Genomic DNA, 12,814 nt, shown 5'->3' on the forward strand with positions numbered 1-12,814 from the left:
CGTATGAAGACTTTTTTCCTACAAACTCGCATTTATAGCGGGGAAGGCAGCCTTAAAGTGCTGCAACGTTTCCAGCAGCGTAAAATCTGGATTGTGTGTGACGGCTTTCTGGCGACCTCGCCATTGTTAGACCGCCTGAAACAAGCGCTACCCGCAGACAACCAGATAAGTCTGTTCAGTGATATTACGCCAGATCCGAACATCGCCACGGTGGTGAAAGGCATTGAACAAATGCACACACAGCACCCCGACATCGTGATTGGCTTTGGAGGGGGATCAGCACTGGATGCCGCCAAAGCTATGGTCTGGTTTAGCCGCAAACAAGGGCTGGAGATAGAAACCTGCATTGCTATCCCGACCACCAGCGGCACCGGTTCTGAAGTGACCAGCGCTTGCGTCATCAGTGACCCGGAAAAAAGCATTAAATATCCGCTATTTGACGATGAAATTTACCCGGATATCGCCATTTTGGATCCGGCGTTGGTAGCGAGTGTGCCACCGGTTATCACCGCCAATACCGGATTGGACGTGTTGACACATGCGCTGGAAGCCTATGTATCACCGCGTGCTAGTGACTTTACCGATGCATTGGCAGAGAAAGCGGTTCAGATTGTATTCCGTTATTTACCAACCGCTTGCCGTAAAGGTGATTGCCTAATTACCCGCGGCAAAATGCACAATGCTTCTACTCTAGCGGGCATGGCGTTCAGTCAGGCCGGGCTTGGCATCAATCATGCCATTGCTCACCAATTGGGCGGCCAATTTCACATCGCGCATGGTTTAGCAAATGCCCTGCTACTGGTGCCGGTCATTCGTTTTAACGCCGCGGATGCCCGGGCACGCAAGCGCTATGCTCGGCTGGCGAAATTATGCCATTTCAGCCCAGCCAATGGTGATGACAGCGCGGCGGTCAATCAGTTGATTCACCAGATTGAGTTACTGAAACGCCAATGCGGGCTACCTCAACCACTGGCGGCAATGAAAGTCGACGAACGCCAGTTACAACAACGCATTCCAGACATGATTACCGCCGCTCAGGCCGATGTGACATTACGCACCAATCCGCGTCCGGCTGATGATAATGATATCCGTGGAATCATCGAGGCACTTTATGAGTGATATACAGATGCCAGATGCCCCATTGCTGCGCTCGCCTCCCGCCTATGGCGAGCTGGCGCAATGTGATGCCACCACTATCCAACAGCGGGTGCGTGATGCTGGAGTTGTTGGTGCGGGCGGGGCCGGGTTCCCAACAGCAGTGAAACTTCAGGCACAGGCTGAGATTTTCCTGGTCAATGCCGCGGAGTGTGAGCCAATGCTGAAAGTGGACCAGCAATTGATTCCTCGTCAGGCGGCGCGGCTGGTGCGTGGCGTGCTGTATGGCATGACCGCTACCGGTGCGCGCGAAGGCATTATTGCCCTGAAAGCCAAATATGTAGAGGCGATTGCCGCACTCACTCCGCTGTTACCTGCGCAAATTCGGTTACATACTTTACCCGATGTTTACCCCGCCGGGGATGAAGTCATCACTATCTGGCTGGCCACTGGCCGCCGGGTGCCACCGGCCGCCCTGCCCGTCAGTATTGGCGTGGTGGTCAATAATGTGCAAACCCTGCTCAATGTGGCACGCGCGGTTGAACAACAATGGCCAGTCACTCGCCGTACCTTGACGGTGAATGGCGCGGTGGCGCGGCCCTTAACACTAACCGTGCCACTGGGTACCCCCCTGCGCGAAGTGCTGGCGCTGGCCGGTGGCGTCACTATTGATAATCCCGCCTATATTAATGGCGGCCCGATGATGGGCCACGCCCTGCATGACCTCGACCAACCGGTAACCAAAACTACCGGCGGCTTATTGGTGCTGCCAGCGCATCATTTATTAATCACCCGCCGCGCCCGCAGTGATCAAGACGTGCTCGCCATTGCCCGCACCGTATGCGAGCAGTGCCGCATGTGTACCGAGCTGTGTCCACGCCATTTGATCGGCCATGAATTGCCGCCGCATCTGCTGGTGCGCGCCATTATTTATCAACAAATTGCCACGCCGGACATCTTACTCAGCGCCCTTACTTGCTCGGAATGTGGTGTGTGCGAAAGCTATGCCTGCCCGGTGGATATCTCGCCCATGCGCATTAACCGCTTGCTGAAAACACAATTACGCGCACAAGGCGCTCGCTATCAAGGAGAACTGCGCGAGGCCGACCCAATGGCCAATTACCGCATGGTGCCAATATCGCGACTCATTGCCCGCCTGGATTTAACCGATTGGTATCAGCCCGCCCCATTTGACGAGGCAGTCTATCTGCCGCAGCAGGTGATTTTGCCGCTGCGCCAACACATTGGTGCGGCGTCAGAAACTGTTGTGACAGTGGGCGAGCGGGTTGAACAAGGCCAACTCATCGGGCAAATCCCGGATAACGCCTTGGGCGCAGCACTGCACGCCAGTATTCGTGGTGTTGTCACCGCCATCAGCGCCAACGCCATCACCATTGAGCGGCTTTCTTAAGAGGAATGGGCATGTCACAAGCCATTGGAATTGTTGAATTAAGCAGTATCGCCAAAGGGATGGAGGTCTGCGACCTGATGCTGAAAAGCGCCAACGTCAACTTGTTGGTCAGCAAAACACTGTGCCCCGGCAAGTATTTGCTGATGGTGGGAGGCGCTATCGGTGCCGTTAGTCAGTCGGTACAAAATGGTGAACGGCACAGCGGCCACTTATTGGTCGACAGCATCGTGCTCCCCAATCTTCACCCCTCGGTATTACCGGCCATCAGCGGCCTAAATCCGGTGGAAAACCGCCAAGCCGCAGGGGTAGTGGAAACCTGGAGTGTGGCGGCCTGTATTACCGCAGCTGACCGCGCGGTTAAAGCCGCCAATGTCACTCTGGTGCGCATTCATATGGCATTTGGCATCGGCGGCAAATGTTATCAGGTGCTCAGTGGCGATATTGCCGATGTGCAAACGGCAGTGGATGTGGCCAGCCAGTGTGCTGGTGAGAAAGGATTGTTGGTTTACAGCGCCACTATCCCGCGGCCCCATGAGGCGCTGTGGCGTCAGTTAGTTCAGGAGGCATGATGGAAGCGAACAGCCCCCCCGAGCGCGTGATTCAAGAATATGTTCCCGGCAAACAGATAACTCTCGCGCATCTGATAGCCAACCCTAATAAGGCGCTTTATAAAAAATTGGGGCTAAACGATGTCAGTAGCGCCATTGGCATTTTGACCATCACCCCGAGTGAGGCTTCCATTATTGCCAGTGATATCGCCACCAAGTCTGGGGCGGTTGAGATTGGTTTTATTGACCGCTTCACCGGGGCGGTGGTGTTTACCGGCGATGTTTCGGCGGTGGAATATGCCCTCAAGCAAGTGATTCACACCTTGGGCGACATGATGAAATTTACCGCCTGCCCGATGACGCGGACCTGATGCCATGCAACGCATTATGTTAATTGGCCCCAGTCAGTGCGGCAAAACCTCGCTGATTCAGCGCCTGCATGGCGAGGCACTGAATTATCAGAAAACCCAGTCCATTATCTGGCAAGACAATGCCATCGATACACCGGGTGAATATTTGGAAAACCGTTGTTTATACAGTGCGTTATTGGCCAGTGCTTGTGAGGCCGACGTGGTGGGCTTGGTGCAAAACGCCGATGCCACGCAAAGCTGGTTTGCGCCGATGCTGGCGCAGGTATTCAACCGGCCGGTAATCGGCATTATCAGCAAAGCCGACAGTGTCAGCCATCCCAATCAACTGAGCTGGGCGGCGGACTGCCTCACTCAAGCGGGCGCACAGCATATTTTCATCACCTCGGCGCACACCGGCGAGGGGTTAACTGACCTTATGACTTATTTGAATCATTCTGGAGAGTCGCATGCCCGGTAAGATTATGGCGATTAACGCCGGCAGTTCTTCGTTGAAATTTCAGTTGTTTTCCATGCTAAATGCACAAAACGGCCAACAGGACGAGCAAGTGCTGTGTCAGGGGCTTATTGAGCGCATTGGCATGGATGACGCCGTGTTTAACCTGCGCGCCGGTGATGTGAAATGGCGAGAAACACGCCCGATTGCCGATTGCCGTCAAGGTGCTGAATACCTACTTAGCGCGCTGATTGAGCACAATATTATTGATTCGCTGGATGAGATCATCGGCGTCGGCCATCGTGTTGCTCACGGCGGCGAGGCTTTTGCCGATTCGGTGCTGATAACCCCGCAAGTACTGGATAAAATTGAACAACTTGGCGCGCTGGCCCCATTGCATAACCCAGTTAACGCCTTGGGCATTCGGGTATTCTTGCATGCTCTGCCCCATGCCCGCGCTGTGGCCGTGTTTGATACTGCATTCCACCAAACACTTAGCCAGACTTCTTATCTCTACCCGCTGCCGTGGCGCTACTATGAGGAGCTGGGCATTCGCCGCTATGGTTTCCACGGCACCAGCCATAAATATGTCAGCGCAGTCTGTGCCGAACGGATGGGGCGGCCCCTGGAAACCTTGCGGATTGTCTCTTGCCATCTGGGTAACGGCTCCAGCATCTGCGCCATTGGCCATGGGCACTCGGTCAATACCTCGATGGGCTTCACCCCCCAGGCCGGCATCATGATGGGCACCCGCAGCGGTGATATTGACCCCTCTATTTTACCTTTTATTCAACAAACCGAGGGCAAAAGTGCGGTCGAAATTAACCAGCTGATTAACAACCAATCCGGCTTACTGGGGGTCTCCGGCATCTCACATGATTACCGCGATGTCGAGCAGGCCGCAAACCAGGGTAATCCCCGGGCCGCCGTGGCTCTGGCGCTATTCGCCGAGCGGATCCGCGCGGTCATTGGCAGCTATATTGTGCAATTGGGTGGGATTGACGCACTTATCTTTACCGGTGGCATTGGTGAGAATGCCCGCCATGCCCGTCAACAGATATGCCGCGAGCTAGGGTTTCTTGGCATTGAACTGGACGAAGATAAAAATGCAAGAAATCAGTTTTTTATCCAGCAGGATAATGCTGCCGTGCAAATTGCCATCGTCAATACCAATGAAGAATTAATGATTGCCCGTGATGTCATGCGCGTGGCACTGAACCTGCCGGTACAACCAGCGCTGGCCGCACAATGAGAGACAATATGAACAGTGGGAAAGTTTGGCTAGTGGGCGCAGGGCCTGGGGATGCAGCATTGATTACAGTCAAGGGCTTACATGCTATTCGTCGCGCCGATGCTCTGGTTTATGACCGTTTAGTCTGTGCCGAGCTGCTGGCGGAAGCGCCAGATGGCTGTGAAATGATTAATGTGGGCAAAAACCCAAATCACCACTTGGTGCCGCAGCCACAAATTAATCAGATTCTGGTCGATTGCGCCCAGCGCGGATTAAATGTGGTGCGGCTCAAAGGCGGCGACCCGTATGTGTTTGGCCGCGGCGGTGAAGAAGCTGAGGCGCTGGCGCTGGCGGAGATCCCGTTTGAAGTGGTGCCGGGGATAAGTTCCGCTATCGGCGGGCTGGCCTATGCCGGGATCCCGGTAACGCATCGTGATTATGCCTCTGGCTTTCACGTCATTACCGGCCATTTGCGCCAAGGCAATGAACCACAAGATTGGGCGACATTAGCCAAACTGGAAGGCACGCTGATTATTCTGATGGGGATGACTCAGCTGACCACCATTTGCCAGCAATTGATTGCCGGCGGTAAAGCACCGGCCACCCCTGCTGCGGTGGTGATGTATGCCAGCCACCAGCAACAGCAAGTGGCCAGCGGCACCCTGACCACATTAGCGGATCAAGTGGCGGCACAAGGCTTATCGGCACCGGCGCTGATTGTTATTGGTGATGTCGTGCGCCTGCGCGATATACTGGCATTCACACCAGAGGCGTTGTCGCTAAACTCAATTCCCTCGCTTATGGTACTCTAAACACACAAGCTAAATAGGGGTATGACGCCGCAATGAGTGAGCATGGTGGGAATGTGCTGGAAATGGCACTAAAAATCGGAACTGATGCAGAGAATATCATTGATTTTAGTGCCAATATTAATCCACTAGGGATGCCAGATTCTCTAAAAAAGGCCATTGTTGCGCAGTTAGCTCGCGCGGAGCACTACCCCGATGTTGAGTATCGCCAATTGCACAGTGCATTGGCACGCGCCCACCATTGCTTGCCGGAGAATATCATGGCGGGCAACGGTGCCACCGAACTGATTTACGCCGTGGTGCATTATCTGCAACCGCGCAGCGCCCTGCTGTTAACGCCGAGTTTTGCTGAATACCGCCGGGCCCTGCAACGGGTGGGTTGCCAGATTCACAACTATGCGATGAGTGCAGCAGATGGCTACCAGCCCGATGAACGGCTGCTAGAAGTTTTAGTGCAATTACGCCCGGATTGCCTGTTTCTGGCAACGCCGAATAATCCCACGGGCCTGATGCCGGATGCGGCGCTATTGCAAGCTATTGTGCGCTGCTGCTATCAACACCATATCGCCTTAATTGTTGACGAAGCCTTTCTTGATTTTCTGCCCGAGGAACCGGGGCTTATCCCGCAATTGGCGGATTTCCCCGGCCTGTATGTCTTACGCTCGCTGACCAAGTTTTTTGCCATTCCGGGGCTGCGTTTAGGTTACCTACTCAGTGGTGATCTGGCGGGCATCCGGCATATGAAACAACAACGCGAACCCTGGACCATCAATGCATTTGCCGCACTGGCCGGTGAGATTATTCTCGACGACCAACCTTATATTCAAGCCACTCATCAATGGTTGGCCCAACAGCAACATTGGCTATATCAGCAACTCTGCGCCCTACCCGCACTGCGTGTATGGCAAGGCCGCGCCAACTATCTCTTCCTGCACTGCTTGAGGCCAGAGATTAATCTGCAGCAGGCATTATTGCAGCATCATATTCTGATCCGCCATTGTGCTAACTACCCAGGATTGACGCGCGATCACTACCGTGTGGCCATCAAAAGTGCGGCGGATAATCGGCTGTTGGTCAGCGCCTTGCAGCAGGTTTTCGGCCATGGCTGAAGCCCGCTGCCCCGCCTCCTGTGGTGAGTTGATTCAGGGCTGGATACTGGGCGGCGAGAAGCTGATTTCCTGCCCGGTAAATTGGTTTAGCACCGTGTCAGTCGCTGACGGAGTTCCGGGCCACTGCGAGCGGCCACGTATGCGCCAAATGCTGCGGGCGGTACTGGCTTACTTCGACCAACCTGCCGACAGCGCCCGTGGCCTGCATATCAGTTTTGAGTCCACGATTCCGGTGGCTAAAGGGCTGGCCAGCAGTACCGCCGATATTGCCGCTACCGCATTGGCCACAGCTCGCCATCTGGGTGAAACACTGGACGAGGCAACACTGGCTGGTTTGTGTGTCGCTTTGGAACCCACCGACAGCACCTTGTTTCAGCGCCTGACGTTGTTTGACCATCAAACCGCCGCCACACAAATTTCTTATGATTGGCAGCCCAGCATCGATATTTTGCTGCTGGAAAGCCCAGAAACACTCAATACTGAAGACTATCACCGCCGCCATCGCCAGACTGCACTGCGGGCAAGCGCGGCGTCTTTGGCACAAGCATGGCAACTGTTTACTCAGGCCGCCGAGCACCACGATTACGCCCTGTTAGGCCAATCCACCACACTGAGTGCCGAAGCCAGCCAGCATTTGTTGGTCAAGCCGGATTTTTCCGCCTTATTAGAATTAGTGGAGGATCTGGATTTATATGGACTGAATGTGGCACACAGCGGCAGTGTGGTGGGGCTATTGTTAGACCGTCAACGTCATGACGTAGAACAACTTTATTGGCAATTGCACCAGCGCAATATCAGCCGAAACTATCCAAGCCAACATCTATTAACCATGGTGCCAGGTGGGGTGCGATAACCCCGCCACACCGCGATGCAACCGCAGATAAGCGGCTAAAACACCTCAAACCAGAATGTCCATGTAAACTACGCTGTTATTACTCTTCCACCGACCATTTTTATGCAACGGTCTTTGTTTCTCCCCTCAGAATCATGACGCCAGTCACAAACCGGGAAAGCAGCTATTTTATCCATGTAAATAGCATTCAAAGATATGGGGAAAATAGCTATCGAGGCAGTAGAGTCCATCTACGGGAATGTAGTACGGATGTAAAATCTGTTTCCCAATAAATCTTCATTTTTTTAAAAACATAAATAAAACTTAACTAATACAGAATATTACGTCAACACCTAACAACGATAGCCTCAACCTACATTAGCTCCGGGAGCCTTAGATGAAAAAACTGAGTGTAAAAACGTTATTGGCAGCCAGCGTATTCAGCATGATGGTGTGCTCAGGTAGTGCACTGGCGCAAGAAGTGGAAGTCGTCAATATCTCGAAAATCGCGGGAATGCCATGGTTTAACCGTATGGGTGAAGGAGTGGAAAAAGCCGGGAAAGACCTCGGGATTAAAGCCTATCAAGTCGGGCCTTCCAGCACTGATGCCCCACAGCAAGTTAAGATCATTGAAGATTTGATTGCCAAGAAAGTCAGTGCCATCAGTATTGTACCGAACGATGCCGATGTGCTGGAGCCGGTATTCAAGAAAGCGCGTGATGCCGGTATCGTGGTATTAACCAACGAATCTCCGGGGCAGCCGAGCGCTAACTGGGATATCGAAATCATCGATAACGCCAAATTCGCCGCAGATAATGTGGAAGAAATGGCAAAAGCGATGGGCGGCAAAGGCGGGTATGTCATTTATGTCGGCAGCCTGACGGTGCCACAACATAATCTGTGGGCCGATTTGTTTGTTAAATACCAGAAAGAGCATTATCCGGAAATGTTTGAAGTCACCAGCCGTATGCCTGTTGCTGAGAGCATTGATGACTCACGCCGCACGACATTAGACCTGATGAAAGCCCATAGCGATTTGAAAGGTATCGTGGCCTTCGGTTCACAAGGCCCGATTGGTGCTGGCCGCGCCGTGAAAGAAAAACGCGCGAAAAACAATGTTCACGTATTTGGCATGATGATCCCGTCTCAGGCGGCGTCATTGGTTAAAAGTGGTGATATCGCCATGGGCGTCACTTATGACCCAGGTTCTGCCGGCTATGCCATGACTGCCGTGGCGGACAAAGTGCTGAAAGGCGAGAAAATCGAAACTGGCATGGAGATCCCTGGGGTGGGTAAAGCCGAAGTTGATCAGGGTAAACACCTGATTCAATTCCATAATGTGTTACGGGTCACCAAAGACAACGTAGACTCGCTGTATTGATTCTTTGTGTTATCGCAGAGCCGGGAACTGCCCTCGGCTCTGCCATTAATGCCCACCTGAATCAAGAGGATGTATGCAGCCATTCATTACTTTAGAAAATATCAGTAAGACCTTTTATGGCGTCAAAGCACTCAATAAGGTCGCTATGACCCTGTTACCGGGTGAGGTTCACTGCCTCGCGGGGCAGAACGGTTGTGGCAAGTCGACACTGATTAAGATTATCTCCGGTGTTTATCAACCCGATACCGATGCCGCAATTACCATTGACGGTAAAACTTACTCTACGCTAACCCCGATTGAATCTGTCCGCCTGGGAATTCAGGTGATTTATCAAGATTTATCATTATTTCCCAATCTGACCGTGGCTGAAAATATCGCCATGAACCATTATCACCACCATCTGTGGGTGAATAAGCACCAGATGCGGGAAACCGCCGAGCGCGTCATTAACAGTATTGATGCCCACCTTAATCTGGACGAATTGGTCGAGGATTTGCCTATCGCCCAGAAACAATTAGTCGCTATCTGTCGCGCACTGGCACAGGATGCTCGCCTCATTGTCATGGATGAACCTACCGCCTCGCTGACCCGCCAAGAGGTTAACGGCTTGCTGCGGGTGGTGCATGAACTGAAATCACGCAATATCTGCGTGGTATTTGTCAGCCACCGGCTGAGCGAAGTGCTGGAAATTTCAGACCGAATTACCGTGCTGAAAGATGGCAATTGGGTTGGCACCTACCCCGCGACCGAGGTAGATAACCAGCGCCTGGCTTGGTTGATGACCGGGATGAAGTTTGATTTTCAGGTGCTGCCCCCGTACAGTGCCGCGCGCCCGGCCGTGCTGGCGGTCGAAGAGTTGTCGCGTGGAAACGAATACCACAATATTTCACTGACTTTGCACCCCGGCGAAATTGTTTCACTGGTCGGCTTGCTCGGCTCTGGCCGCACCGAATTGTGCCTCAGCCTATTTGGTTTAACTATGCCTGAGTCTGGAACCATTCGTATCAATGATAAGCCAGTGTATTTCACCAGCAACCGCGATGCCATTGCCGCCGGTGTGGGCTATGTCTCGGAAGACCGTATGAGCACCGGGCTGATTATGGCGCAATCCATCCGCGACAACATCAGCGCCACCGTATTACATCGGCTTAAAAATGCTTTCCACCTGATGCGGACTGAACGAGTCGATACTCTGGTGGAAGATATGGTCAAACACTTGTCGATCAAAATCGGTAATAGCGATTTGCCGGTCAATACATTGTCTGGCGGCAATGCCCAGCGCATTGCCATCGCCAAATGGCTGGCAACTGACCCGCAAATTTTGATCCTCGACTCCCCAACTGTAGGGGTGGATATTGCCAACAAAGCCGGTATTTATAATATTATCAATGCCCTGGCTGCACGGGGAATTGCGGTGTTAATGGTGTGCGATGAGATTGATGAAGCTTACTTTAATAGCCACCGCATTTTAGTTATGCGGTCTGGGCGGCTTGTGCAGCAGTTCTTGCCGAGTAACAGCAGCGAAGCAGCCATTGCGGAGGTAGTAAATGGCTAACCCCCATGCACTTAATAAATCTGATGTCGGTAAAACGGGTTTATTCAACAAAGAAAATCTGAAACGCCATGAAGTGATGCTGGCTTTCACTATATTGATTATTTCGACTTATCTTACTTTCACCAGCCCTGACTTTCTCACCCTCGCTAATATTTATGACTTGATAAATAACTATGCCATGTTGACCATTTTGGCGTGTGGCTTGTTTATCGTGTTGATTTCTGGCGGTATTGATATTTCATTCCCGGCGATGACCATTATCTCGCAATATGTCATGGTGACATTAATTGTGAAGTTTGGTGGTAACTTCCCCGTGGCTTTCGCACTGGCTGGCGGCATCGGCTTATTACTAGGGTTGATTAATGCGCTATTAGTTAATCGCCTGCGCGTCCCATCCATCATTATTACCATTTCTACGCTAAATATATTCTACGGATTATTGCTGTATCTCAGCCGGGGAGTCTGGCTGTATACCTATCCGGAATGGTTCGAACACGGCCCAATGTTGTTCTCTTTCACCGCTGCGGATGGTTATGATTATGGTCTTTCACTGCCTATTTTGACATTGCTGGTGACCATTATTGTCACTGCCCTGCTGATGACTCGCACCAGTATTGGCCGGCAAATTTATGCATTGGGCGGCAATCAGGAAGCGGCATCCCGCATGGGATTCAGCATTCTTAAACTGCAACTGTTTGTTTATGGCTATATGGGCTTCTTATCCGGTATTGCCGGGGTGGTGCAATCCTATACCGTGTTGACGGTAGCACCAGACTCATTGCTGGGTTATGAACTCACTGTATTGGCGGCGGTCGTGTTGGGTGGCACCAGTATTGTCGGCGGGCGCGGTACCCTAACCGGCACTCTACTGGGGGTGATTTTGCTGGCAATACTGCAAAATGGTTTGAATTTACTGGGTATTTCGTCGTACTGGCATACCGTGGTTATCGGTCTGGTGATTATCATCAGTATCAGTGTGACGGCCTGGGGCCAACGTCATAAGGTAGGAATATAACCATGTCGAAAACAACTCAACGTGATCATACCGAGCGCTGGCTGGTCGCACTGCTGGTGCTGGTGGCGGTGGTATTCAGCCTCCTGATCCCTCAGGTATTCTGGTCTGCGGCTAACTTCCAATCCATCGCCTCACAAATTCCCGTGGCGGGAGTATTGACGCTGGCAATGGCTATCACCATGCTGACCGGCGGGATCAACTTATCCATTATTGCTACGGCGAATGCCAGTGCATTAGTCATGGCATGGGTTTGTACCCAACTTGAACCAACATTCAGTTCAATGATATTGATGCTGTTGGCGGGGGCTTCGGTTGCCTTGGTGGTGGGAGTTATCAATGGGGTGCTTATCTCAGTGGTGCGGGTCTCCCCTATTTTGGCGACATTGGGCATCATGACCTTGCTCAAAGGCGTGAATGTGCTTATCTCCAAAGGCTCGGCGATTTCGAATTTTCCCAACTATGTGCTGGCATTAGATCGCAGCTATTTCCTCGGCGTTCCCGTGCCGCTTTATCTGTTTGCGGCGGTGGCGTTGGTTATTTGGCTTATCTTGGCGAAGACCCCACTGGGCCGCCAGATATATCTGTCCGGTTCTAATGAAAAAGCCACCTTTTTCTCTGGGATCAATACCCGCCGCACGCTGATTTGGGTGTATGTGATTTCATCGTTACTGTGCGCTGTCGCGGCATTGTTGATGATGTCCAAACTTAATTCGGCCAAAGCTTCTTACGGCGAATCATTGCTACTTATCACTATCCTAGCGACAGTCTTGGGCGGAGTTAATCCTGATGGCGGATTTGGTAAGATTTTCGGCATAGTGTTAGCGCTATTCTTACTGCAAATGCTGGAAAGTGGGCTGAATATCATGGGAGTGAGCAGCTATATCACCATGGCGCTGTGGGGCTCGCTATTGTTGGCATTTATCTTTGTTAAAGGCACGAAATTGCCCGCCTTGAGTTTTTTGCGACAGAACAAACCATCAAACTAAGGGGGTTTTGTTCAAAAGAAAAGGCTGGCAATCAATAC

At 52.2% G+C, this 12,814-nt stretch carries 13 protein-coding genes; all 13 read left to right on the forward strand.

Going from position 1 to position 12,814, the window contains the following annotated elements; all coding sequences use genetic code 11:
• Nucleotides 1-3 precede the first annotated feature (3 nt).
• The 13 genes from D5F51_RS11510 to D5F51_RS11570 all read left to right on the forward strand — a co-directional run bounded on the left by D5F51_RS11510 (nt 4) and on the right by D5F51_RS11570 (nt 12,776).
• Nucleotides 4-1,119, forward strand: coding sequence for a 1-propanol dehydrogenase PduQ (locus tag D5F51_RS11510; protein ID WP_129196845.1), 1,116 nt, complete (start codon nt 4-6; stop codon nt 1,117-1,119).
• Nucleotides 1,112-2,506: a 4Fe-4S dicluster domain-containing protein gene (locus D5F51_RS11515; protein WP_162301728.1), complete on the forward strand. Its 1,395-nt coding sequence runs from the start codon at nt 1,112-1,114 to the stop codon at nt 2,504-2,506. The genes D5F51_RS11510 and D5F51_RS11515 overlap by 8 nt, the downstream gene beginning before the upstream one ends.
• Before the next feature lie 11 nt (nt 2,507-2,517).
• Nucleotides 2,518-3,075 (forward strand): BMC domain-containing protein, encoded by a 558-nt coding sequence (locus tag D5F51_RS11520; protein ID WP_129196846.1) that lies wholly within the window; start codon nt 2,518-2,520, stop codon nt 3,073-3,075.
• The gene (eutS, locus tag D5F51_RS11525) at nt 3,075-3,425 is read left to right on the forward strand and encodes an ethanolamine utilization microcompartment protein EutS (protein ID WP_129199327.1); all 351 of its coding nucleotides are present in this window, start codon (nt 3,075-3,077) and stop codon (nt 3,423-3,425) included. Before D5F51_RS11520 ends, eutS begins: the two co-directional genes overlap by 1 nt.
• A gap of 4 nt (nt 3,426-3,429) precedes the next feature.
• Nucleotides 3,430-3,882, forward strand: a complete 453-nt coding sequence (locus D5F51_RS11530) for a EutP/PduV family microcompartment system protein (protein WP_025377814.1) — start codon at nt 3,430-3,432, stop codon at nt 3,880-3,882.
• Entirely contained in the window at nt 3,872-5,110 is a 1,239-nt protein-coding gene (locus D5F51_RS11535) for an acetate/propionate family kinase (protein WP_087769149.1), read from the forward strand. The genes D5F51_RS11530 and D5F51_RS11535 overlap by 11 nt, the downstream gene beginning before the upstream one ends.
• Nucleotides 5,111-5,118: 8 nt before the next feature.
• Nucleotides 5,119-5,901 (forward strand): uroporphyrinogen-III C-methyltransferase, encoded by a 783-nt coding sequence (cobA, locus tag D5F51_RS11540; RefSeq protein ID WP_129196847.1) that lies wholly within the window; start codon nt 5,119-5,121, stop codon nt 5,899-5,901.
• A gap of 32 nt (nt 5,902-5,933) precedes the next feature.
• Complete coding sequence (gene cobD / locus D5F51_RS11545; protein ID WP_129196849.1) at nt 5,934-7,007, forward strand: threonine-phosphate decarboxylase CobD; 1,074 nt, start codon at nt 5,934-5,936, stop codon at nt 7,005-7,007.
• Nucleotides 7,000-7,860: a GHMP family kinase ATP-binding protein gene (locus D5F51_RS11550; RefSeq protein WP_129196851.1), complete on the forward strand. Its 861-nt coding sequence runs from the start codon at nt 7,000-7,002 to the stop codon at nt 7,858-7,860. The genes cobD and D5F51_RS11550 overlap by 8 nt, the downstream gene beginning before the upstream one ends.
• Before the next feature lie 424 nt (nt 7,861-8,284).
• Entirely contained in the window at nt 8,285-9,220 is a 936-nt protein-coding gene (locus tag D5F51_RS11555; protein WP_227478293.1) for an autoinducer 2 ABC transporter substrate-binding protein, read from the forward strand.
• A 73-nt stretch (nt 9,221-9,293) separates the two neighbouring features.
• Entirely contained in the window at nt 9,294-10,775 is a 1,482-nt protein-coding gene (locus tag D5F51_RS11560) for a sugar ABC transporter ATP-binding protein (RefSeq protein WP_162301729.1), read from the forward strand.
• A gap of 76 nt (nt 10,776-10,851) precedes the next feature.
• Nucleotides 10,852-11,790 (forward strand): ABC transporter permease, encoded by a 939-nt coding sequence (locus D5F51_RS11565; protein ID WP_245994947.1) that lies wholly within the window; start codon nt 10,852-10,854, stop codon nt 11,788-11,790.
• Between the two features lie 2 nt (nt 11,791-11,792).
• On the forward strand, nt 11,793-12,776 hold the full coding sequence (locus tag D5F51_RS11570; protein ID WP_129196855.1) for an ABC transporter permease: 984 nt from the start codon (nt 11,793-11,795) through the stop codon (nt 12,774-12,776).
• The last annotated feature ends 38 nt before the right edge of the window (nt 12,777-12,814 follow it).

This window comes from Yersinia hibernica, assembly GCF_004124235.1.
Lineage (GTDB): Bacteria > Pseudomonadota > Gammaproteobacteria > Enterobacterales > Enterobacteriaceae > Yersinia > Yersinia hibernica.